This window comes from Streptomyces sp. 351MFTsu5.1 (assembly GCF_000383655.1).
Classification (GTDB): Bacteria; Actinomycetota; Actinomycetes; order Streptomycetales; family Streptomycetaceae; genus Streptomyces; species Streptomyces griseorubiginosus.
Genome location: NZ_KB911782.1, coordinates 420,612 through 444,680, shown reverse-complemented (window position 1 = coordinate 444,680; position 24,069 = coordinate 420,612). Strand labels below are relative to the sequence as shown.

Here is a 24,069-nt window from a genome sequence, read left to right as displayed (position 1 = left end):
GCGATAGCGTGGAGGAGACATGGTGAAAGGGTGGATGTCGTGAACGCCTTCGAGTCGCTTCCGTCCATGGAAGCCCAGCTGCGCGCGGCCCCTCCGCACGCGCTGGTCGCCACCGCCCGCCGTCTGCTGGCCGAGCGGGCCGGCGCCCAGGACGTGACGCTCCTGCTGGCCGACTACGGACTGGCCGTGCTCCAGCCGGTCTCCCATCTGCCGCACACCGAGGAGCCGGTGTCCGCCCACGAAGGCCCGGCGGGCAGCGCCTTCACCCGTCAGAGCCCGGTGGTCGAGGACCTGAGCGACCCGGCCGGCCACCTGGTGCACCTGCCCATCACCGTGCGCGGGGACCGCCTCGGCGTGCTGTCCGTACGGCTGCCCGCGGGCGCCGCGGCCCCCGAGACCGTCCTGCTCCTCGGGGACTTCGCGACGGCGCTCGGCCATGAGGTCACCACCGCCGGCCGCGACACCGACCTCTACCTCCAGGCCCGTCGCACCCGTCGGCTCACGCTGGCCGCCGAGATGCAGTGGCAGTTGCTGCCCGGCCGCGGGTGCGCGCGCGAGGAGTACGCCATCGGCGCCCATCTCGAACCCGCCTACTCCATCGGCGGGGACAACTTCGACTGGTCCACCAGCGCCGACCATCTCGTCCTGTCCGTCACCGACGGCATGGGCGAGGGCATCAACGCCGCCCTGCTGACCAGCCTGACGGTGGGCGCCCTGCGCAACGCCCGCCGGGCCGGCATAGGCCTCGCCGATCAGGCCTGTCTCGCCGACCAGGCGGTCTTCGCCCAGTACGGCGGCAAGGTGTACGCCTCCACCCTGCTGCTGGAGTTCCATCTCGCCACCGGCCTCGTACGGGCCGTCGACGCGGGCTCCCCGCAGCTGTTCCGGCAGCGGGGCGAGCGCGTCGAACGCGTGGAGCTGGACGCGCAGTTGCCGCTCGGGATGTTCGAGGAGACGCTCTACGACGAGCAGACCTTCCACGTCGAGCCCGGCGACCGGCTCATCGTGGTCAGCTCCGGTGTGCACGGCAGCCGCTCGGCGACCGGCGACCTCTTCGGCGAGCGGGCCCTGAGCAGGATTCTCGGCACGACCCGGTCGACCCCGGCGTACGAGACGGCACGCGCGGTCGTGTCCGGCCTGATCGAGCACCACGGCTCCAGGGAGCTCCCGGCCGACGCGGCCGTCATCTGCCTGGACTGGCACGGCCGTACCGCCTGACCGGAGCCCCGGGCGGACCCCTTCGGGCGGCTCCTCAGGGCTCGGGCGTGTCCTGTGCCGCCCGGAATCCCTGGAGGCCTCTGTGAAGAGCTGCGCGTTCGGCCGGGGTCATCTCCGAGAGGACCGAGGCGAGCGCCTGTGACCGGCGGGTGCTCACCTCGTCGAGCACCTGGAGGCCGGGACCGGTGAGGCTCAGCCGCACCTCGCGCCGCTTCTGCGGGTGCAGCGTCCGCTCCAGCAGCCCGGCCGCCTCGAGCCGGTCGCAGAGCCGGCTCGCGGTCGGCAGGCCTATGTCCATGCTCTCCGACAGTGCGGTGAGGTTGAGTCCGGGCGTCGCCTCCAGGATCTGAAGGGCCCGCAACTGGTGCGGCGACAAGCGGAGGCGGGCGCCCTGAGCGGCGACGGACCAGAGGTTCGCGAGGCGGTCCACGGCGTCGGAGATCGCCCGCGCGAGGGCCATGGGATCCTCGGCCGACCCCCTTGCCTGGTCGTCCCCGGAGCCACTGAGACGCGTCACGAACACATCGCTTTCAGTAATCGCCTGCCCATACAGATGCAACCCTCATTCAAACGCGGTACCCGAAGCATCGTCGAGCAAGCACTCCGAGCCCGGACCATCGTAGGAAGTCCGGCCGAACGGGAAACGTGTTTTCGTCCTGAATCTCCCCGCCAGGTTGCGTCGGTCGCAACCTGGTGCGCATAGCGATACTCGTATTAGCATGCCGCGCATATCTACGGCGCGAGCGAGACGAGGGACCATGGCTCCTCAGCAGTACGACTTCGTCATCGTCGGTGGTGGATCGGCCGGCAGCGCGCTGGCCAACCGCCTGTCCGCCGACCCGGACAACCAGGTGCTGGTCCTGGAGGCCGGACGGCCCGACTATCCGTGGGACGTCTTCATCCACATGCCCGCGGCGCTGACCTACCCCATCGGCAGCCGCTTCTACGACTGGAAGTACGAGTCCGAGCCCGAGCCGCACATGGGGGGCCGCCGCGTCTACCACGCCCGCGGCAAGGTGCTGGGCGGCTCCAGCAGCATCAACGGCATGATCTTCCAGCGCGGCAACCCCATGGACTACGAGCGCTGGGCCGCCGATCCGGGCATGGAGACCTGGGACTACGCGCACTGTCTGCCGTACTTCAAGCGCATGGAGAACTGTCTCGCGGCCGACCCCGACGACGAGTTCCGCGGCCATGACGGCCCCCTCGTGCTGGAGCGCGGGCCGGCCACCAACCCGCTGTTCACCGCCTTCCAGAAGGCCACCGAGGAGGCCGGGTACGCGCCCACCGACGACGTCAACGGCTATCGGCAGGAGGGCTTCGCCAAGTTCGACCGCAACGTCCACCGCGGTCGCCGGCTCTCCGCCTCCAAGGCCTACCTGAAACCCGTCAGGAAGCGTCCCAACCTCACCGTCACCACCCGCGCCCTCGTCACCCGCGTCCTGTTCGAGGGCAAGAAGGCCGTCGGCGTCGAGTACCGGCGCGGAAAGGGCGCGCTCCAGCAGGTCCGCGCCAAGGAGGTCATCCTCTGCGGCGGAGCCATCAACTCGCCCCAGTTGCTCCAGCTGTCCGGCGTCGGCAACGCCGAGGAACTGCGCGCGCTCGGCATCGACGTCGTCCACGACCTGCCCGGCGTCGGCGAGAACCTCCAGGACCACCTGGAGGTCTACATCCAGTACGCCTGCAAGCAGCCCGTCTCCATGCAGCCGTACCTCGCGAAGTGGCGCGCCCCCTTCATCGGCCTGCAATGGCTCTTCCGCAGGGGCCCCGCCGCGACCAACCACTTCGAGGCGGGCGGCTTCGCGCGCAGCAACGACGACGTGGACTACCCCAACCTGATGTTCCACTTCCTGCCGATCGCGGTCCGCTACGACGGCTCGGTGCCCGCCGGCGGACACGGCTACCAGGTGCACGTGGGCCCCATGTACTCCGACGCCCTGGGCTCGGTGAAGATCAGGAGCAGGGATCCGCAGGAGCACCCGGCGCTGCGCTTCAACTACCTGTCCACCGAACAGGACCGGCGTGAGTGGGTCGAGGCGATCCGGGTCGCCCGCAAACTGCTCAACCAGCCCGCGCTGGCCCCCTTCAACGCCGGGGAGATCTCACCGGGCCCCTCCGTGGAGACCGACGAGGAGATCCTCGCCTGGGTCGCCAAGGACGGCGAGACCGCCCTGCACCCCTCCTGCACCTGCAAGATGGGCACCGACGAGATGGCCGTCGTGGACCCCGCCAGCATGCGCGTGCACGGCGTCGAGGGGCTGCGGGTCGTCGACGCCTCCGTGATGCCGTACGTCACCAACGGCAACATCTACGCGCCGGTGATGATGATCGCCGAGAAGGCGGCCGACCTCATCCTCGGCAAGGAGCCGCTCGCGCCCTCCAAGGCGGTGTACTACCGCCATCGCGACGCGCGCACGCAGGCCGGGTAACACGGAATTTGCGCGCGGACGCTTGTCGCGGAAACCGGCCGTCGGCCGCCCGGCCGCACGGCGTCCGCGTGCTTAAACCGTCATCCGCCAACCCCTTGACGTGGGTTCACGCATTCTCCAGAGTGTTCCACCACAAGCAATGCGGTGCGCGATGCGCAACGAAATCGCTCGAAGGGCTCCCGACGTGGCAGACCTGTATGTGGACGGTGAATGGCGGGAGCCGGTGGCCGCGGGCCGCCGGGAGATCCGATGTCCCGCCGACGGCACGCTCTCCGCGACCGTCTCCGAGGGCACCCGCGCCGACACCGAGGCGGCCGTCGCCGCCGCCCGCCGGGCCTTCGACGAGGGACCCTGGCCGCACACCCCCGAGCGTGAGCGCGGCGCCCTGCTGCTGCGCACCGCCGACCTGGTCGAGCGCGATGCCAAGGAGTTCGCCCGCGCCGAGTCCCTCGACACCGGCAAGCGACTGGTGGAGAGCGAGTACGACATCGCCGACGTCGTCTCCTGTCTCCGCTACTACGGCGGCCTCGGCGGCACCGACGCCGGCCGCGTGATCGACACCGGTCGGGCCGACGCCGTCAGCCGGGTGGTCCACGAGCCGGTCGGTGTGTGCGCACTGATCACACCCTGGAACTACCCTCTCCTGCAAGCGAGTTGGAAGGTCGCCCCGGCCCTGGTGGCCGGAAACACCATCGTCCTCAAGCCCAGCGAGCTGACCCCCTCCACCTCGATCCTGCTCATCAGGGCGCTGGCCGAGGCCGGACTGCCGGCCGGGGTGGCCAACCTCGTCCTCGGCGCCGGACCCGAGGTGGGCGCGCCGCTCTCCGAGGACCCGCGCGTCGACATGGTCTCCTTCACCGGCGGCCTGGAGACCGGCCGGCGGATCATGGCGACGGCGGCCGCGACGGTGAAGAAGGTCGCCCTGGAACTCGGCGGCAAGAACCCCAACGTCGTCTTCGCCGACGCCGACTTCGAGACGGCCGTGGACTTCGCGCTCACGGCCGTCTTCCTGCACTCCGGCCAGGTCTGCTCGGCCGGTGCCAGGCTCATCGTCGAGGACTCGCTGCACGACCGCTTCGTCGACGAGGTGGTCCGGCGGGCCCGGCTGATCCGCCTCGGCGGGCCCTTCGACCCCGAGGCCGAGACCGGGGCGCTGATCTCCGCGCAGCACCTGGCGAAGGTCGAGGCGTACGTGGCGGCCGGTCTGGCGGAGGGCGCCGTCCTGCGCTGCGGCGGCGCACGCCCCACCGACCCGGCCCTCGCCGACGGCCACTACTACCCGCCCACCGTCCTCGACGAGTGCACCCAGGACATGCGGGTGGTCCACGAGGAGTCCTTCGGGCCCGTCCTCACCGTGGAGCGCTTCACCGACGAGGACGACGCCGTCCGCATCGCCAACGACACCGAGTACGGCCTCGCCGGAGCCGTGTGGACCCAGGACGCGGGGAAGGCCCAGCGGGTCGCCCGGCGGCTGCGGCACGGCACCGTGTGGATCAACGACTACCACCCCTATGTGCCGCAGGCGGAATGGGGTGGCTTCGGGCACTCCGGTGTGGGCCGGGAACTGGGACCGACCGGCCTCGACGAGTACCGCGAGACCAAGCACGTCTGGCAGAACATCCAACCCCGGCCGCAGCACTGGTTCCGCGGCTGAACGCCGAGAAGAGGTCGACCATGACCCCCACCAAGACCGAGGTGCCGCCGCGGCGCGGCACCCCCGAGGACGCGGCTCCCACACCGGTGATCTCCGTGCGCGGGCTGTGGAAGGTGTTCGGGCCGAAGGCCGAGCGGGTGCCGGACTCCGAGGAGCTGTGCGGTCTCACCCGCCGCGAACTCATGGAGCGCACGGGCTGCACCGCCGCCGTGCGGGACGTGAACTTCGAGGTGGCGCCCGGCGAGGTCTTCGTCGTCATGGGGCTGTCCGGCTCCGGCAAGTCCACCCTTGTGCGCTGTCTGACCCGGCTGATCGAGCCCACCGCCGGCGAGATCGTCTTCGAGGGCGAGGACATCCGGGACGCCGACGAGAAGCGGCTGCGCGAACTGCGGCGCAGCAAGTTCTCCATGGTCTTCCAGCACTTCGGTCTGCTGCCCCACCGCCGCGTCGTCGACAACGTGGCGTTCGGTCTCGAGATCCGCGGCATGGGAAGGACCGAGCGGACCCGGCGGGCGCTGGAGGTCGTCGAACTCGTGGGTCTGGCCGGCTACGAGAACTCCTACCCCGACCAGCTCTCCGGCGGCATGCAGCAACGCGTGGGCCTGGCAAGGGCGTTGGCCGGCGACCCGGACGTCCTGCTCTTCGACGAGCCGTTCTCCGCGCTCGACCCCCTGATCCGCCGTGACATGCAGAGCGAGGTCGTCCGGCTGCACCACGAGGTCGGCAAGACCATGGTGTTCATCACCCACGACCTCTCCGAGGCGCTCAAGCTCGGCGACCGCATCCTCATCATGCGCGACGGCAAGATGGTCCAGTGCGGCACCGGCGACGAACTCGTCGGCGCCCCCGCCGACGACTACGTCCGCGACTTCGTGAAGGACGTGGCGCGCGGCGACGTGCTGACCCTGCGCTGGATCATGCGCCCGGTGACCCCCGAAGACCCGCTGGACGGGCCCGAGTTGGGTCCGGACGTCGTCGTCAAGGAGGCCACCCGGGCGGTCCTCGCGGCCGAGAAGCCCGTCAAGGTGGTCGAGAACGGCGAACTGCTCGGCATCGTCGGTGACGAGGAGATCCTCGCGGTGGTCGCCGGGCAGGAAGGCGACGCGTGATGACCGTCGTCATGGAGAAACCCGAGACCTCGGGGGAGGGCCGGCAGACCCCGACGCCCCCTCCGGTCACCCCCGCGCGCAGGATCAGCCGGTCCATGGTGATCGCCGGGATCGTGGTCGTCTGGCTCGTCCTGTTCGTCGTCCTGCGCGGCAAGCAGACGCTGTCGCTGGCCGCCGCCGACCTCACCGATCTGCACCGCCGGCTCAACGACGTCAACGACTCCATCGGCGCCGACCGCAACTCCAACCCGCTCTTCCTGTACTTCTTCAACGAGATCCGGCTGGTCATCGACACCCTGGTGACCTTCGTGCAGGACCTCATCTCCCAGCCCTCCGGCGACCGTCCGCTCCCGCAGATCGGCTGGCTCGGAGTGGTCGGCCTGGCCGGCTACGTCTCCTGGGCGGTGGCCAACTGGCGGGTCGCGCTGCTGGCCGTGGCCGGCTTCACCTTCCTCGGGCTCCAGGGCCTGTGGCAGGAGAGCATGGACACCCTGGCGCTGACGCTCTCCGCGGTCCTGGTGGCGCTGCTGTTCGCGATCCCGCTCGGGGTGTGGGCGGGCCTGTCGGAACGGGTCAACCGGATCGTCACGCCCTTCCTGGACTTCATGCAGACGATGCCCACCTTCGTCTACCTCGCGCCGCTCACCCTGTTCTTCCTCATCGGCGGCGCCTCCGCGACCATCGCCACCGTCGTCTACGCGGCACCGCCGGCCATCCGCATCACCGCGCACGCCATCCGCAACGTGCCCGCGACGACCGTCGAGGCGGCCGAGTCCATGGGCGCCACCCGCAGGCAGTCGCTGCTCAAGGTGCTGCTGCCGATGTCCAAGCGGACCGTGGTGATGGGCGTCAACCAGACCATCATGGCCGCCCTCGCCATGGTGACCATCGCCGCCCTGATCGACGCCCCCGGACTCGGCAAGACCGTCGTCCAGGCCCTCCAGTCCCTGGACGTCGGCACGGCCTTCAACGCGGGCCTCGCGATCGTCGTCATGGCGATCGTGCTGGACCGGGTCACCACCGCGGCGAGCGGACGCGCGGAGGCGGCCCGACGGTCCGGCAACCCCCTGCTCAAGTGGCGTCGGCACCTTCTCGTGGCCGGGGGAGCGGTGGCGGCCGTCCTCGTCTATCTCTCGCACACCTATGTGTGGGCGGCCGAGTTCCCCGGCGACGGCGGTACCGGCAGCACCATCGCCAAGGCCGCCGACGACGTGACCACCTGGGCGCAGGACCACCTGTCCGGGCTGACCAACGGCTTCCGCGACGCCCTCACCAACGGTCTGCTGAACCCCTTCCAGGCCCTGCTGACCGACTCCCCGTGGTGGCTGGTCGGTGCCGCCCTGGCCGGGATCGCCGTGGTCCTCGGCGGCCTGCGGGCCGGGATCACGACGGCCGTGTGCGTGGGCCTGCTGGTCGCCACCGGACTGTGGTCGGACGCCATGACGACCCTCGCCTCGACCCTGGTGGCCACCGTGCTGGTGATGCTGCTCGGCGTGGTCTTCGGGGTCTGGATGGGCCGCAGCGCGCTGGTCGACCGACTCGTGCGGCCCACCCTCGACGCGGCCCAGGTCATGCCGCCGTTCGTCTACCTCGTGCCGTTCCTCGCCCTGTTCGGCGCGACCCGGTTCACGGCCATCGTCGCCGCGATCGTCTACGCGGCCCCGGTCGCCATCAAGATCATCGCGGACGGGGTGCGGACCGTGCCCGCGACCACCGTCGAGGCGGCCACCTCCACCGGGTGCAACACCTGGCAGCTCATCACCAAGGTCCAGCTGCCGATGGCCCGCGGCGCCCTGACCCTCGCCACCAACCAGGGCCTGATCTACGTGCTGTCGATGGTCGTCGTCGGCGGCCTCGTGGGCGCGGGCGCCCTCGGCTACGACGTGGTGGCCGGCTTCTCGCAGGGACAGCTGTACGGCAAGGGCCTGGCGGCCGGACTCGCCATCGTCCTGCTCGGCGTCATGTTCGACCGGATCACTCAGGCTGCGGCTCGCCGCACCAGCGCATAAGGAGCACCACACGATGGCAAGACACTGGCGAGCCGGCGCGGCCGGCCTGGCGGTCCTCGGTCTCACCCTCACGGCCTGCGGCGGCGCGAAGGTCGGCGACTCCTCGCAGGCCGGCGGTTCGGGCAGCTCGGGCAAGTGCGGCACCTTCAACCTCGCGGTCAACCCGTGGGTCGGCTACGAGGCCGACGCGGCCGTCGTCGCGTACGTCGCCGAGCACGACCTGAAGTGCAAGGTCACCAAGAAGGACCTCAAGGAGGAGATCGCCTGGCAGGGCTTCGGCACCGGCGAGGTGGACACCGTCCTGGAGAACTGGGGCCACGACGACCTGAAGAAGAAGTACATCACCCAGCAGAAGACCGCCGTGGAGGCCGGCTCGACCGGCAACAAGGGCATCATCGGCTGGTACGTGCCGCCGTGGCTGGCCAAGGCCCACCCGGACATCAAGGACTGGAAGAACCTCAACAAGTACGCCGCGAAGTTCAAGACCTCGGAGTCCGGCGGCAAGGGCCAGCTCCTGGACGGCGACCCGTCGTACGTCACCAACGACGAGGCCCTGGTCAAGAACCTCAAGCTGGACTTCAAGGTGGTGTACGCGGGCAGCGAGACCGCGCTCATCCAGGCGTACCGCAACGCCGAGAAGAACAAGCAGTGGGTGATCGGCTACTTCTACGAGCCGCAGTGGTTCCTGTCCGAGGTGCCCCTGGTCAAGATCGACCTGCCCGCCTACAAGACCGGCTGCGACGCGGATCCGGCCAAGGTGGCCTGCGACTACCCGGTCTACGACCTCGACAAGATCGTCAGCGCCAAGTTCGCCAAGTCCGGCAGCCCCGCCTACGACCTGGTGAAGAAGTTCAACTGGACCAACGACGACCAGAACGTCGTGGCCAAGTACATCGCCGTGGACAAGATGACTCCGGACGCGGCCGCCAAGAAGTGGGTCGACGCCAACCGTGCCAAGGTCGACGCCTGGCTCAAGTAGGCCGGTCCAGGGGGCCCGGTGGGCGGCGCGCGCGGGTGCGCGCCGCCCACCGGGCCCTGCCGTTTTCCGGCCGGTTCCGCGAGGTCACGGACCCTCTTGACACCCACCGGCGCGACGGGCACATTGAGTTGCGCAGCCTGAATCGTGTTGCGTAAAAAGCAACTTATCCGGAGGTGCGGCGATGGCGGGACCCCGAGTGGTCATCATCGGAGCGGGCGTCGTCGGCGCAGCACTCGCCGACGAACTCTCCGCGCGCGGCTGGACCGAGGTGACCGTCGTCGACCAGGGCCCGCTGCCCGCCACCGGAGGCTCCTCCTCGCACGCCCCGGGCCTGGTCTTCCAGGCCAACCCCTCCAAGACGATGACCGAGCTGGCCCGCTACACCGTGGAGAAGTTCTGCTCCCTCGACGTCGACGGACAGCCCTGCTTCCTCCAGGTCGGCGGCCTGGAGGTGGCCACCACCCCGGAGCGCGTCACCGAACTGCACCGCCGCCACGGCTGGCTCACCGCCTGGGGCGTCGAGTCACGGATCCTGACCGCAGACGAGTGCGTCGAGAAGCACCCGCTGGTCAACCGCGAGCGGGTCCTCGCCGGCCTGTACATCCCCACCGACGGCCTCGCCAAGGCCGTCCTCGCCGTCGAGGCACAGATCCGCCGGGCCACCGAGCGCGGAGTGACCTTCCTGGCCCGCCACGAGGTCCTGGACATCCTCCGGACCGACGGCGAGGTCACCGGCGTCCGCACCGACCAGGGCGACCTGGAAGCCGAGATCGTGGTCTGCTGCGCCGGCATCTGGGGCCCGAGGATCGCCCGCATGGCGGGCATGAACCTCCCGCTCACCCCGCTCGCCCACCAGCTCGCCTGGACCGGCCCGGTCCCCGCGCTCGCGGGCCAGACCGAGGAGGCGGTCCGCCCGATCCTGCGCCACCAGGACGCCGACCTCTACTACCGCGACCGCCACGACACCCTGGGCATCGGCTACTACGGTCACCGCCCCATGCCGATCACGGCCGACGAGATCCTCTCCTTCGACGAGGCCGAGGAGATGCCGTCCGTCCTGAAGTTCACCGAGGACGACTTCGCGGACGCCTGGACCGAGACCCAGTCACTGCTGCCCGCGACGAAGGACGCCAAGGTCGACGAGGGCATCAACGGCCTGTTCTCCTTCACCACCGACGGAATGCCCCTGCTCGGCGAGTCCCCTGACGTCAAGGGCTTCTGGGTCGCGGAGGCCGTCTGGGTCACCCACTCCGCCGGTGTCGGCCGGGCCGTCGCCGAATGGCTGGTCGACGGCCACTGCTCCTCCTTCGACCTCCACGAGTGCGACGTCAACCGCTTCGAACCGCACCAGCTCTCCCCGGAGTACGTACTGGCCCGCGACTGCCAGAACTTCGTCGAGGTCTACGACATCCTCCACCCGCTCCAGCCGTCCGGCGACCCGCGCCCGATCCGCACCAGCCCCTTCCACACCCGCCAGCAGGAACTGGGCGCGGTGTTCCTGGAGGCGAACGGCTGGGAGCGGCCGCACTGGTACGAGGCCAACGCGCCCCTGGTGGAAGGCCGTTCGATCGTCACCCCGAACGACTGGGCGGCCCGGTACTGGTCGCCGATCGTCGGCGCCGAGGCCCAGGTCACCCGCGAGACCGTCGCGATGTACGACATGACGGCCCTGAAGCGCCTGGAGGTCAGCGGACGGGGCGCCGCCGACTTCCTGGAGCGGCTGTGCACCGGCAAGGTCGCCAAGTCCGTCGGCTCGGTGACGTACACCCTCCTCCTCGACCACGACGGCGGCATCCGCAGCGACATCACCGTCGCGAGGCTCGCCCCCGACGTCTTCCAGGTCGGCGCCAACGGCAACCTGGACCTCGACTGGTTCACCCGCCACCTCCCCGCCGACGGCACCGTCCAGGTTCGCGACATCACCCCCGGCACCTGCTGCATCGGCCTGTGGGGCCCGCTCGCCCGGGACGTCCTCCAGCCGCTCACCGACGAGGACTTCTCGGCCACGGGCCTGAAGTACTTCCGCGCCAAGCGCGCCCACATCGGGTCCGTCCCGGTGACGGCCATGCGGCTGTCGTACGTCGGCGAACTCGGCTGGGAGCTGTACACCACCGCCGACCTCGGCCAGAAGCTCTGGGACACCCTGTGGCGGGCGGCGAAGCCGCTGGGCGGCATCGCGGCCGGCCGGGGCGCCTTCAACAGCCTCCGCCTGGAGAAGGGCTACCGCTCCTTCGGCACCGACATGACCTACGAGCACGACCCGTACGAGGCCGGGGTCGGCTTCGCCGTCAAGGCCGACAAGGAGGACTTCATCGGCAAGGCGGCACTGGAGCGGCGCGCGGCCGACGTACGGCGGAAGCTGACCTGCCTGACCATCGACGACCCCCGGGCCGTCGTCATGGGCAAGGAGCCGGTCCACGACGGTGAGCGCGCGGTCGGCTACGTCACCAGCGCCGCCTTCGGACACACGATCGGCAAGGGCATCGCGTACGCATGGCTCCCGGCGCACCTCGCGACCCCCGGCACCTCGGTCCGGATCGGCTACTTCGACGGGTTCGTGGACGCCGTGGTCGCCGAGGAGCCCCTGTTCGACCCGGCCATGTCCCGTCTGCGCGGCTGACCCGGCCCGCAGGAGACGCCGTCCCCGCACCCTCCCGGCACCTCAGGAGACATCCGATGAGCCCCCGCACCCCCGGCGCCGAACTCCCCGAACACCCGGACTGGCTGTGGCGCACACCCGAGCCCAAGCGCTCCTACGACGTGATCGTCGTCGGCGGCGGCGGACACGGCCTCGCCACCGCCCACTACCTCGCCAGGAACCACGGCATCACCAACGTGGCCGTGCTGGAGAAGGGCTGGCTCGCGGGCGGCAACATGGCCCGCAACACCACGATCATCCGCTCCAACTACCTCTGGGACGAGAGCGCCGGCATCTACGAGCACGCCCTCAAGCTCTGGGAGGGCCTCGCGGACGAACTCGACTACCCGATCCTCTTCTCCCAGCGGGGCGTGCTGAACCTCGCCCACAGCCTCCAGGACGTCCGCGACAGCGTGCGCCGCGTGGAGGCGAACCGGCTCAACGGCGTGGACGCGGAATGGCTCGACGCGGACGGCGTCAAAGAGGTCTGCCCAATCGTCAACGTGTCTCCGGACGTGCGCTATCCGGTCCTCGGCGGCACCTACCAGCCCCGCGCCGGCATCGCCAAGCACGACCACGTCGCCTGGGGCCTGGCCCGCTCGGCCGACGCGGCGGGCATCGACATCATCCAGAACTGTGAGGTCACCGGTCTGGACGTGGTCGGCGGCCGGGTGACCGGTGTCCGGACCGCGCGCGGTCCGATCGCCGCGGGCAAGGTCGCCCTGTGCTCGGCGGGCCACACCTCGGTCCTCGCGGCCATGGCCGGCATCGAACTCCCGCTCCAGAGCCACCCGTTGCAGGCCCTGGTCTCCGAACTCCTCGAACCGGTGCACCCGACGGTCGTGATGTCCAACGCCGTCCACGTGTACGTCAGCCAGGCGCACAAGGGCGAGCTGGTGATGGGGGCGGGCATCGACTCGTACAACTCCTACACCCAGCGCGGGGCGTTCCACATCATCGAGGAACAGATGGCGGCCGCCCTGGAGCTCTTCCCGGTCTTCGCCCGCGCCCACGTGCTGCGCACCTGGGGCGGCATCGTCGACGTCAGCCCCGACGCCTCCCCGATCATCGGCCTCACCCCCGTCGAGAACCTGTACCTCAACTGCGGCTGGGGGACCGGCGGTTTCAAGGCCACCCCGGGCGTCGGCTGGGTCTACGCCCACACGATCGCCCACGACACGCCCCACCCGCTCAACGCCCCCTTCACGCTCGACCGTTTCACCACCGGCGCGCTCGTCGACGAGCACGGCGCCGCCGCGGTGGCCCACTAGGGATCCTCGAGGAGCCGAACGACATGCTGCTGATCCCCTGCCCGTGGTGCGGACCCCGCGACGAGTCCGAGTTCCACTACGGCGGCCAGGCCCACGTCCCCTACCCGCCCGCCCCGGCCGACCTGACCGACGAGGAGTGGGCCCGCTACCTCTTCTTCCGCGCCAACCCGAAGGGCCCCTTCGCCGAACGCTGGAGCCACGCGGCGGGCTGCCGACGCTGGTTCAACGCGGTGAGGAACACGGCGACGAACGAGGTGCTGGCGGTGTACCGGGTGGGGGAGAGCCGCCCGGAGGCAGCGGTGCCGCTTCCGGCGACTTCGCGCCCTCTTCCGGTCACCTCCCAGCCTCGTTCGGCACCAACAGCCCGTCCGGCGTTTGAGGACGAGGCCTTTCGGGCCGACGGGGGTCCGGGGGCGCAGCCCCCGAGCGGGGTCGAAGGGGCGGCAGCCCCTGGGGACGGGACGGGTAGGGGCGGCGGGGGCGAAGAAACCCCCTACCGCCACCCCACCCGAGGCCGCATCGCCCGCGACCAACCCCTCACCTTCACCTTCGACGGCACCGCATACCAGGGCTACAAGGGCGACACCCTCGCCTCCGCCCTCCTCGCCAACGGCATCATCCAGACCGGCACCAGCATCAAACTCGGCCGCCCCCGAGGCATCTTCTCCGCAGGCGTCGAGGAACCCAACGCGGTGATCCAGATCGAGGCCCCGTTCCCCGAACCGATGCTCCCCGCCACCACCGTCGAACTCCACGAAGGCCTCGTCGCCACCGGCCTCCCCGGCCAGGGCCGCCTCGCCACCACCCCCGACCCCGCCCGCTACGACGCCGTGCACACCCACTGCGACGTCCTGATCGTCGGCGCCGGCCCGGCCGGCCTCGCGGCAGCCGCTGCGGCGGCGGGCAGCGGTGCCCGGGTCGTCCTCGCCGACGACCAACCGGAGCCCGGCGGCAGCCTGTTGGGCACGGCCGAGCACCTCGACTGGGCCGCGGCGACCGCGGCCCTCCTCGAAGCCACCCCCGACGTCCGCGTGCTGCGCCGCACCACCGTCTTCGGCCACTACGACGACAATCACCTCCTCGCCGTCGAGCGCCGCACCAACCACCTCGGCGCGGACGCCCCCGCGCACGTCTCCCGCGAACGCGTCCACCGCATCCGCGCCCGCCGCGTCGTCCTCGCCACCGGCGCCCACGAACGCTCCCTGGCCTTCGCCGACAACGACCGCCCCGGAGTGATGCTGGCCGCCTCGGCCCGGGCCCACCTCAACCGGTACGGCGTCCTGCCCGGCCGCCGTGCGGTGGTGTTCACCACCAACGACAGCGCGTACGCGGCGGCGCTGGACCTGCACGCGGCCGGCGTGGCGGTGGCCGCGGTCGTCGACACCCGTCCCGAGCCGGGGGAGTGGGCCGACCGCGCCCGCGAGGCCGGCATCGAGGTGCTGCCCGGCCACGCCGTCACCGGCACCGAGGGCGAGGCGCGCCTCACCGCCGTCACCGCCGCCCCGTACGCAACCCACGAAACGACCACGGGGCAGCGGGAGTTCGCCGCCGACCTGCTCCTCGTCTCCGGCGGCTGGAACCCGGTCGCCCACCTGTTCAGCCAGGCGGGCGGCACCCTGCGCCACGACGAGACGCTCGGCACCTTCGTTCCCGACTCCTGCCGCCAGGCCGTCGAGGTCGCGGGCGCCGCGAACGGCGTCTCCGACCTGCGCGAGATCCTCGCCCAGGGTGCCGCCGCCGGAGCCCGCGCGGTCGAGGCCGAGGGCTACACCGCCCGGACCCCCGTGCTCCCGCAGGTGCCCGCACCGCCCCGGCCGACCCCGCCCATGCAGGTCTTCAGCGTTCCGGGCCGCGAGGGCGCCCCCCGATTCGTCGACCTCCAACGCGACGTCACCGTGGACGACCTGGCCCGGGCGACCGGCGCCGGCATGCGCTCGGTGGAGCACACCAAGCGCTACACCACGGCCGGTACCGCCAACGACCAGGGCAAGACCTCCGGCGTCCTCGCGAGCGGAGTCGTCGCCGAGCTGCTCGGCGTGGACGTCTCCGCGCTCGGCACCACGACCTTCCGGCCCCCGTACACGCCCGTCTCCTTCGCCGCGCTCGCCGGCCGCGACCGCGGCGCCCTGCACGACCCGGTCCGTACGACCGCGCTGCACGAGTGGCACGTCGAGCACGGCGCCCGCTTCGAGAACGTCGGCCAGTGGAAGCGCCCCTGGTACTACCTGCGCGACGGCGAGGACATGACGGCGGCCGTCCTGCGCGAGTGCGCCGCCGCCCGCGAGGGCGTGGCCTTCATGGACGCCTCCACACTCGGCAAGATCGACGTGCAGGGCCCGGACGCCGCCGTGTTGCTGGACCGGCTCTACACCAACATGATGTCCACCCTGAAGGTCGGCATGATCCGCTACGGCGTGATGTGCCGGCTGGACGGCATGGTCTTCGACGACGGCACCGTCATCCGTCTCGCCCCCGACCGCTTCCTGGTCACCACGACCACCGGCAACGCGGCGGCAGTCCTGGACTGGATGGAGGAGTGGCTCCAGACCGAGTGGCCGGAGCTGAGGGTCCACTGCACCTCGGTCACCGAACAGTGGGCCACCGTCGCCCTCGTCGGGCCGAGGTCCCGCGCGGTCCTCGGCTCCCTCGCGCCCGAACTGGCGGTCGGCAACGACGACTTCCCCTTCATGGCCTGGCGCGAGACCCCCGTCGCGGGCATCGACGCGCGCGTGTGCCGGATCAGCTTCTCCGGAGAACTCGCCTACGAGATCAACGTGTCGCCATGGCAGGCCCGCACCCTGTGGGAGGCGCTGCACGAGGCCGGATCCCCCTACGGCATCACCCCGTACGGCACCGAGACCATGCACGTCCTGCGCGCCGAGAAGGGCTACCCGATCATCGGCCAGGACACCGACGGCACCGTCACCCCGCACGACCTCGGCATGAGCTGGGCGGTGTCCAAGAAGAAGCCCGACTTCATCGGCAAGCGCTCCTACGCCCGCGCCGACACCGCCCGCCCCGACCGCAAGCACCTCGTCGGCCTGCTCCCCGAGGAGCCGGGCACCCTCCTGCCCGAGGGCACCCAGCTGGTCGCCGACAGCGTGCTGCCCGCGCCGCCCGTCCCGATGCTCGGCCATGTCACCTCCAGCTACCGCAGCGCGGCTCTCGGCCGGACCTTCGCCCTCGCCCTCGTCAAGGGCGGCCGGGAGCGCGTCGGCGAGCGCCTCTACGCGCCCGTCGGTGACCGGCTGGTCCCGGTGACCGTCGCAAGCCCCGTCCTCTACGACCCCGAGGGAGCCCGCCGCGATGGCTGACACCGCCCCGACCGCCGCCCCGCTCCGCAGCCCATTGGAGAGGGCATATGACCGCCTGGCCGCTGTCACCCGTGCCTCCCGGGGCGCGGTCCGGCTGGCGGAGCTGCCCTTCCTGACCCAGCTCGACGTGCGCCTCGACCCCAAGGGCGCGGCGGCCGACGCGGTCGGTCTGGCGCTCGGGCTCCCCCTGCCCGTGGAGCCCGACACCGTCGTCCGCGCCGGGGAGCTCACCGCGCTGTGGCTGGGACCCGACGAGTGGCTCGTGGTGGCACCGCCCGGGCGGCGGGACCTGGCGGGCCGTATCAGAGAGGCAGGCGGCGACGAACCGGTGTCCGTCGTGGACGTGTCCGCGCAGCGCACCACCCTGCTGGTCTCGGGACCCCGGGCCCGGGACCTGCTGGCCCACGGCTGTGCGCTGGACCTGCACCCGCGTGCCTTCAGGGCCGGACGCTGCGCCCAGACCACCCTGGGGCGCACCCAGGTGGTGCTGGTCGCCCGCGACGAGCCCGGCACCGGGTTCTGGGTGCTGGTCCGTTCGTCCTTCGCCGGCTACCTCGCCGACTGGCTGGTGGACGCCGCCGTGGAGTGGACGGGCCCGGACCTCTTGACGGAGCGCCGGCAGATCTCCTGACGGCGCGTCAGCCCAAGTGGCCCAGGCGGCGGCTGAGTTCGTCCGCGCCCTCGATCAGGAGGGGGGCCAGCTCGTGCATCCGCTCCTCGGTGAGGCGGAAGGCGGGCCCGGACGCGGTCAGGGCGGCGACGACCTCGCCGCCCGAGGAACGCACGGGCGCGGCCATCGCGTTGAGGCCCTCCTCGTACTCCTCCACGGTCATGGCGTAGCCGCGCTCGCGGACCCGGGCCAGTTCCGCGTCCAGGCTCTTGCGGGAGGTCAGGGTGTGCGCCGTCATGCGGGGGAGTCCGGCCGCGGCGACGAGCTCGTCCAGCCGCTCGGGGGCGAGGTGGGCCAGCAGGACCTTGCCGCTCGACGTGCAGTGCATCGGGGTGAGCCGGCCGACCCAGTTCTGCGCGGTGATCGCGGACTGGCCGCGCACCTGGTCGAGGTTGATCACATGGTGGGACTCCAGGACCGCGATGTTCATCGTCTCGCCCAGGGTGTCGGCGAGGCGCTCGCAGATCCCGCGCCCGTGCTTGGTGACGTCGATGCGGCCGGTGACCGCGCCGGCCAGCCGCACGATGCCGAAGCCGAGCCGGTACTTCCCGCGCTCGCCCTCCTGCTCGACCATCCCGTGCGCCTCCAGCGCGCCGAGCAGGCGGAACGCGGTGGACTTGTGGACGTCGATCGCGTCGGCCACTTCACTGACGCCTGCCTCGCCGCGCTGGGCAAGGATCTCCAGCACGGTGACAGCCCGGTCCACGGACTGCACACCGCCGCCGGACGCCCCCGCGGACTCGGTGCCGTTGCTGCTCATGGCGGAACCATATGCGAAAGAGGCAACACAGGTCAGCGGAAGACCACCGTGCGCCGGCCGTTGATCATGACCCGGCTCTGGCTGTGCCACTCGACGGCCCGGGCGAGGACCTGCGCCTCCACGTCCCGGCCCAGGGTGACCAGGGTCTCGGGGCTCTGCGCATGGCTCACCCGCATCACGTCCTGCTCGATGATGGGCCCCTCGTCGAGGTCGGGGGTGACGTAGTGGGCGGTGGCCCCGACCAGCTTGACGCCCCGCTCGTGCGCCTGGACGTAGGGGCGGGCGCCCTTGAAGCTCGGCAGGAACGAGTGGTGGATGTTGATCGCCCGGCCCTCCAGCTGCTTGCACAGGTCGTTGGAGAGGATCTGCATGTAGCGGGCGAGGACCACCAGGTCGACGTCCAGCCGCTCGACGAGCTCCAGCAGCCGCGCCTCCGCCTCCGGCTTGGTATCCGGGGTCACCGGCACATGGTGGAAGGGGATGTCGTAGCTCTCGGCGAGCGGCGCGAAGTCGGGGTGGTTGGAGACGATCGCCGGCACCTCGATGTTCAGCGCGCCGGTGCGCCACCGGAACAGCAGGTCGTTCAGGCAGTGGCCGAACCTGGACACCATGATCAGGGTGCGGGTCGGCGTCGAGGCGTTGTGCAGCTGCCAGGTGATCCGGTACGCCTCGGCGACCGGGGCGAAACCGGAGCGCAGCGTCTCCAGGGAGGTGTCCGGGTTGGAGACGTCGAAGTGGACGCGCATGAAGAAGCGGTCCTGGAGCCGGTCGTCGAACTGCTGGCTCTCCTGGATGTTGCCGGAGTGCCGGACGAGGAAGCCGCTGACGGCGTGGACCAGTCCGGAGCGGTCGGGGCAGGAGAGGGTGAGGACGAACTCGCGGTCGGGTTGGGGTCGAAGAGCCACTGAGTCCTCCCGAAGGCTGCGCATTACGCAACAGTGCGACTGATACGCAACATGCTCCCGGTAGCGGCGCCCCGCGGTCAAGGGGCCCAGGGGCTGAGACCCGTGGATGCGGCGCGTCCGCGGACCGGTGGTCGGCCCGGCGGCCGTCGTGGGGCTCCTGTGCACCCCGGTTAGGATCTGAGCCACCGGACCTCGGGAGACAGTGATGACGCCAGTGGCAGGACAGGGCGGGACTCCCGGCGCACCCCGTGCCGTGGACGTCGCCCAGCGGGCCGGTGTCTCGCAGAAGACGGTCTCCCGGGTCTTCAACGGCGAGCGCTATGTCTCGGCGGACGTGCGGGCGCGGGTGCTGGAAGCCGCGGAGGCACTCGGCTACCGGCTGAACACCGCGGCCCGCGCCCTGGCCACGGGGCGCACCCGCTCGATCGGCGTGGTCACCCTCGGCACCGCCCTCTACGGCCCCGCCTCCCTGCTCATCGGCATCGAACGGGCCGCCCGCGACGCGGGATACGCCCTCCGGGTCGTCAACACGCTGGAGGGCGATCCGGCGGGCGTCGCGGGGGCCGTGGACTCGCTCCTCGCCCAGGGCGTGGACGGCATCGTGGTGTCCGAACCGATCGACGAGGGCTCGGTGTCGCTCGATGTGGGCGTGCCGGTCCTGGTCCTCGGGGCGCCCGCGACCTTCGGCGGGGCGCGGACCGTGGCCGTGGGGGTCGGCGCCGAGTCCCTGGCCCGGGCGGCCACCGAACACCTGCTGGACCTCGGTCATGTGACGGTCCATCATCTGGCCGGTCCGCAACGGTGGTTCGCCGCCCGGGACCGGCTCCAGGGCTGGCGGACGGCGCTCGCGGCCCGCGACCGCGAGCAGCCCGCCGTCATCGAGGGCGACTGGTCGGCCGCGTCCGGCTACGCGGCGGCCCGGACCGTCGCCGCCCAGGGCGGGGTCACCGCCGTGTTCGCCGCCAACGACGACATGGCCATCGGCCTGGTCCGCGGACTGCTGGAAGCGGGCCTGCGGGTGCCGGAGGACGTGAGTGTCGTCGGCTTCGACGACACCCCCGTCTCCGCCTACGTCACCCCGCCGCTGACCACCGTGCGTCAGCCCTTCGACGCCGTGGCGCACGAAGGGCTCCGCCTGCTGGTGCGGGCCATCGAGGAACCGGACGCCGAGCCCGCCCCGGCGAGCGAACCTCCGGTCGAACTCGTCGTGCGCGCCTCGACGGCACCGCCGCCCGGGCCCTGAGAGCACCGCTCCCAGGGCCGGGGTCAGAAGGCCGCCGTCACCTCTCCCGTGCGTACGGCGCCACTGCGATCCGGTCGATCAGCGGCGCGTACCGGGAGCGCAGGAGCACCCCGGGGAAGGTGTCCGACGCGTAGGTCGTGCCGTCGAAGTTCGGCAGTTCCTCGGAGCGGAAGGAGATCGTGTTCCGTCCCTTCTTGAGAGTGACCGGCACGGTCAGCTCCCAGAAGTCGTTCTGATGGAAGGTGTGCGGGAAGCCGACCCGCCGGGCCGCGCCGCCGTTGACGGAGATGTCCGCGTGCCGGGCCAGCGGGTCCGGGTTGTAGTGGGTGGCCTCCGACTGCTCGGGGTTGGAGTAGCGCACCCGCAGCGCGTACAGGCCGGCCTTGTCCGCGGTGACGTCGAAGGTCGCCGTGTTGCCGTTGCCCGGGTCGCCGCCGACACCGGTGATCGCCGTACCGTCGGTCGCCAGGGACAGCGAGGTGAGGGAAGCGGTGCCGGCGAGCCGGGCGTCCTGTGCCTCGTAGGTCCGCACCGGCAACGCGCCCTCGGTCGGGGTGACCGTCAGCCGGTCGACGAGCGTCGGCGCCGAACCGCCGGTCACCGTCACCTTGTTGACGCCACCGGAGAGGGAGACCGCGACCGCACGCCGGTCCTTGGTCAGGCGCAGCACCTCGTGTCCGTTCACCGAGACGTGGCCGTCCGCGCCGCCCAGGGTGTCGACCCTGAGCGTGGCCTCGCGGTCGGCGGGGGAGTAGACCCAGAACGTGGCCGTCTGCCCCTTCGCCAGCCGGGCCGCGCCCGAGCCGGTGGCCGCCCGCTTCGGCAGGTCGTACACCGGCTGCGCCCCACCGGCCAGCCACGCCAACTCGCCCTCGTACACACGGCTTTCGGCGGACGCGTCCGGCAGGGACAGCGTGAGCCGGTCCACGATGGCGTCACCCTTCGTCACGCGCTTGCCGTCCAGGCTCTTCGCCGCGAGCGTCAGGGTGTGCCTGCCCCTGGTGAGCTTCACCTTGGTGTCGGTGTGGTCCCACACCACCCACTTGTAGCCGAGCGGCAGGTACAGCTCCTGCTCTCCGGCGGCCTGGCCGTCCACGCGCAGGAAGACGTTGGTGGGGCCCTGGTCCTTCACCTTGTCGAAGGTGTTGAGGGAGTTGGCGAAGACGCTCAGGTCGTAGGTGCCGTCCTCGGGCACGTCCACCGGGAAGTCGAGCGTGACGTCCGAGCCGGTGCGCAGCCCGCCCACGTCGTACCCCCCGGAGGTGTAGAACTTCGACACGTCCGAAGTCGAGCCCTCGGGACCGTTCTTGGAGTAACCGGAGCCGGTGTGCGCCGCGTCCTCGGCCTCGTAGGAGCCCTGCCAGCGCACCGGCGCGGTCTGGGTGCTCATCGCCTTACCGGCCGGGCTCAGGACGATCTCGTACGCCGAGGACTCCTTCAGCGCCGGAAGCGAGCCGTCGCCGAAGTCGACGGTGACCGTGCCGTCGTCCGCGACCTTCAGGTTCTTCTCGGTCAGCAGCTCGGGACCGGAGTTGTCGCCGATCTGCCCGCTCCACTCGATCTCGCGCACCCAGGCGTGCACGCTCGTGCCGAACAGCTTCTTCGGCACGCCCGCGAAGGTGATGTGGCCCTTGCCGTTCGAGCCGCCGAAGAGCAGCCGGGCCTGCTTCTTCTTCTCGTCCAGGGTGGCCACGCCCTGCATGGTGTAGTTCTGGCCGGGGAACGGCGGGGTCACCGAGACGGTGTGCCCGCTCATCGAGGCGTACGAGTTCAGCAGCCACCACTGGCCGTTGCCCCGGTTCGACTGCACCGCCGAGTCGGAGAGGTTGCCGTCGATGTTCCAGTACGCGATGTCGGCGTCCACCTTGGACTCCTCGATCGCGGACACCCACTGGATCATCTGGCCGGGGACCGAGGTGTGGTAGTTGAAGGCGTACTCGTTGATGTTGACGGGGAGTTGGGTGCCCTCATGTGCCGTGCCCTTGAACAACTCCTTCTCCCACACGCGGTACTTGGCCACGCTCGCGCGCACCGCCTCCGGGTGGCTCAGCTCGTGCCAGGTGATGACGTCCGGGAGGGTGCCGGCGGCCAGGGCGTGGGTGAGGAAGCCCTTCACCTGGTCGTACAGGACGCTGGTGTTGGGCCCGGCGATCCGCGCCGCGGGCATCCTCGCCTTGATGAGCCTGTACGCGGAGTCCCAGGCCGCGAAGTAGTCGTCCGGGTCGGTCAGCCAGCTGACCCTGTTGTAACTCCACTGCCCGGTACCGAACATGTTGCCCTCGGGCTCGTTGAACGGCACGAAGACGATGTTGTCCTGGTACTGCTTCGGCAGCTGGAGCACCTGGTCGACCTGCTTGGCGATCTTCTCCTCGTACAGCTTCACCTTCTGCTCGGGGGTGTCGCCCGGCCACTCGTAGGGGAAGCCGCGGTGGATGTCGGTCATGTAGATGTAGACATCGCCGTCGGTGGAGTCGGCCAGCGGCTTCACCACGTCCAGTGCGTCGGCGCCGGGGTGCTGCGGCCCGTCCTGGGCCTTGGTGGAGACCGTGCGCAGGCCCATGCCCTCGATGAGGTTGTTGGTGGGCACGTCCGGTCCGTACACGCCGTACAGGGTGCCGGAGGCGCCGCCGTGGAACGCGCCCGTGTCCGAGCTGAGGTCGACGGTGAGCTGGCCCTCGCGGACCACGGTCACCGTCGCCTTGACCGCCCGCCCGGCCGCGGTCCCGGCCACCGTGAAGGTCCCCGGCCGGGCGTACTTCTCGGGCGGTACGGCATCCCAGACGATCGCCGTGTCGCGGTCGTAGCCGTCCGAGAAGGAGGCGCGGACGGCGGCCGGGAGCGAGGGGGCGGTTCCGTCGGTCGTCCGGACGTCGAAGGACGTCCCCGAGAGGTCCTGGAGGTTCGGCACGGTCCCGACCAGGCCGGCCACCTGATCGGCGCTGAGCGCGGTGTGCCACACCGCGAAGTCGTCCACGGCGCCCTTGAGCAGCGGGTCCGGGTAGAGGGACTTGCCTATGTAGCCGGCCGCGGTCGCCGAACCGCTCAGCAGGTCCTTGGCCTTGATCGCGGTCGCGGCGGAGGACACCGCCACCCCGTCTAGGTAGGTGGTGAGCCGGCCGGCGGTGGTGTCGAGGGTGACGGTGACCGTCCGCCAGCCGTCGGCGGGCAGCGGCGCGTAGCCGCGGACCTGGGTCTCACCGCCGCCTCCACCGGTGGTCACGGAGGTCTGGAACAGCCCGTTGCCGTTGTACGGGGTGCTGAAGAGGTACTTGGAGGTGTCGGTGCCCAGGTCGAAGATCCGCTGCCAGGGGGCGGTGTCGCCGCTCCACTTCACCCGGGCGGAGACGGTCAGGTCGCTGGCGTCGCCGACCACCTCGCGGGGCAGCCGGACGTACGCGCCGTCGGAGGTGGGCGCCCCGCCGGGCAGGGCCAGCGCCCGGCCGCCGTCGGCGCCCGCGACGGACTGGGCGGTGGTGCCGTTCACCAGGCTCGCCGTCAGGCCGTTGCCCGAAGTGTCGGCGATCTTCCCGGAGGTGAGGTCGTCCTGGTCGAAGGTGTAGCGGGCGACGGGTCCCGGCGGCTCGGCGGCCTGCGCGGGCACGGCGGGTGCGGCCAGCAGGCCCGCGCCGAGGGCCAGCGCCATGGCGGCCGGGGCTCGACGGCGCGCGGAGCTGTCAGCGGATGGCATGAGTGCGTCCTCAATCGTCGGGGAGGTGTCCTCCGTCCGCCCGCCCCCGTCGACCGGTTCGGCTGCGTGACCTGCGGAAGGACGGAACGGCCTCCGTCGTGGGGGATCGGGGCGGGTGCGGCGGCTCTGGTACGAGGGGCTGGGGGGACCCTGCGGTCCGGCTGTGTCGAACCGGTTCGGCG

15 protein-coding genes are annotated in these 24,069 nt (G+C 71.1%); 11 read left to right on the top strand and 4 right to left on the bottom strand.

Translation table 11 applies throughout. From position 1 onward, the window contains the following. The first annotated feature begins 30 nt into the window (after nucleotides 1-30). Entirely contained in the window at nucleotides 31-1,218 is a 1,188-nt protein-coding gene (locus tag H295_RS0120830; RefSeq protein WP_020137283.1) for a PP2C family protein-serine/threonine phosphatase, read from the top strand. A gap of 34 nt (nucleotides 1,219-1,252) precedes the next feature. Here H295_RS0120830 and H295_RS0120825 read toward each other — a convergent pair whose 3' ends face one another. After that, nucleotides 1,253-1,735, bottom strand: coding sequence for a MarR family winged helix-turn-helix transcriptional regulator (locus tag H295_RS0120825; protein ID WP_028809575.1), 483 nt, complete (start codon nucleotides 1,733-1,735; stop codon nucleotides 1,253-1,255). A 241-nt stretch (nucleotides 1,736-1,976) separates the two neighbouring features. Here H295_RS0120825 and betA point away from each other — a divergent pair, with 241 nt between their 5' ends. From betA to H295_RS0120780, 9 genes are all read left to right on the top strand, one after another. Further along, the gene (gene betA, locus H295_RS0120820; protein WP_020137281.1) at nucleotides 1,977-3,647 is read left to right on the top strand and encodes a choline dehydrogenase; all 1,671 of its coding nucleotides are present in this window, start codon (nucleotides 1,977-1,979) and stop codon (nucleotides 3,645-3,647) included. 184 nt (nucleotides 3,648-3,831) lie between these two features. Continuing rightward, complete coding sequence (locus H295_RS0120815; RefSeq protein ID WP_020137280.1) at nucleotides 3,832-5,301, top strand: aldehyde dehydrogenase family protein; 1,470 nt, start codon at nucleotides 3,832-3,834, stop codon at nucleotides 5,299-5,301. A 20-nt stretch (nucleotides 5,302-5,321) separates the two neighbouring features. Further along, nucleotides 5,322-6,410 carry a quaternary amine ABC transporter ATP-binding protein gene (locus tag H295_RS0120810; protein ID WP_020137279.1) on the top strand — a complete coding sequence of 363 codons (1,089 nt, stop codon included), beginning with the start codon at nucleotides 5,322-5,324 and terminating at the stop codon, nucleotides 6,408-6,410. Beyond that, nucleotides 6,410-8,419 (top strand): ABC transporter permease, encoded by a 2,010-nt coding sequence (locus H295_RS0120805; protein WP_020137278.1) that lies wholly within the window; start codon nucleotides 6,410-6,412, stop codon nucleotides 8,417-8,419. The genes H295_RS0120810 and H295_RS0120805 overlap by 1 nt, the downstream gene beginning before the upstream one ends. A 13-nt stretch (nucleotides 8,420-8,432) precedes the next feature. Beyond that, complete coding sequence (locus H295_RS0120800; RefSeq protein ID WP_020137277.1) at nucleotides 8,433-9,398, top strand: ABC transporter substrate-binding protein; 966 nt, start codon at nucleotides 8,433-8,435, stop codon at nucleotides 9,396-9,398. 181 nt (nucleotides 9,399-9,579) lie between these two features. Further along, nucleotides 9,580-12,018, top strand: coding sequence for a GcvT family protein (locus H295_RS0120795; RefSeq protein ID WP_043217659.1), 2,439 nt, complete (start codon nucleotides 9,580-9,582; stop codon nucleotides 12,016-12,018). A 56-nt stretch (nucleotides 12,019-12,074) separates the two neighbouring features. Next, the gene (locus tag H295_RS0120790) at nucleotides 12,075-13,307 is read left to right on the top strand and encodes a sarcosine oxidase subunit beta family protein (RefSeq protein ID WP_020137275.1); all 1,233 of its coding nucleotides are present in this window, start codon (nucleotides 12,075-12,077) and stop codon (nucleotides 13,305-13,307) included. A 23-nt stretch (nucleotides 13,308-13,330) separates the two neighbouring features. Continuing rightward, nucleotides 13,331-16,621: a sarcosine oxidase subunit delta family protein gene (locus tag H295_RS0120785; RefSeq protein ID WP_020137274.1), complete on the top strand. Its 3,291-nt coding sequence runs from the start codon at nucleotides 13,331-13,333 to the stop codon at nucleotides 16,619-16,621. Continuing rightward, nucleotides 16,614-17,252 (top strand): sarcosine oxidase subunit gamma, encoded by a 639-nt coding sequence (locus H295_RS0120780; RefSeq protein WP_020137273.1) that lies wholly within the window; start codon nucleotides 16,614-16,616, stop codon nucleotides 17,250-17,252. Before H295_RS0120785 ends, H295_RS0120780 begins: the two co-directional genes overlap by 8 nt. Before the next feature lie 7 nt (nucleotides 17,253-17,259). Here H295_RS0120780 and H295_RS0120775 read toward each other — a convergent pair whose 3' ends face one another. Then, nucleotides 17,260-18,051 carry an IclR family transcriptional regulator gene (locus H295_RS0120775; protein WP_020137272.1) on the bottom strand — a complete coding sequence of 264 codons (792 nt, stop codon included), beginning with the start codon at nucleotides 18,049-18,051 and terminating at the stop codon, nucleotides 17,260-17,262. 32 nt (nucleotides 18,052-18,083) lie between these two features. After that, nucleotides 18,084-18,956, bottom strand: a complete 873-nt coding sequence (gene purU / locus H295_RS0120770; RefSeq protein ID WP_020137271.1) for a formyltetrahydrofolate deformylase — start codon at nucleotides 18,954-18,956, stop codon at nucleotides 18,084-18,086. Between the two features lie 205 nt (nucleotides 18,957-19,161). On the opposite strand from purU, the gene H295_RS0120765 reads away from it, so the two are divergent. Beyond that, on the top strand, nucleotides 19,162-20,199 hold the full coding sequence (locus H295_RS0120765) for a LacI family DNA-binding transcriptional regulator (protein WP_051135581.1): 1,038 nt from the start codon (nucleotides 19,162-19,164) through the stop codon (nucleotides 20,197-20,199). A 37-nt stretch (nucleotides 20,200-20,236) separates the two neighbouring features. Here the strand turns inward: H295_RS0120765 and H295_RS0120760 are convergent, their stop codons facing one another. After that, nucleotides 20,237-23,842, bottom strand: a complete 3,606-nt coding sequence (locus H295_RS0120760) for a LamG-like jellyroll fold domain-containing protein (protein WP_020137269.1) — start codon at nucleotides 23,840-23,842, stop codon at nucleotides 20,237-20,239. Between the last annotated feature and the right edge of the window lie 227 nt (nucleotides 23,843-24,069).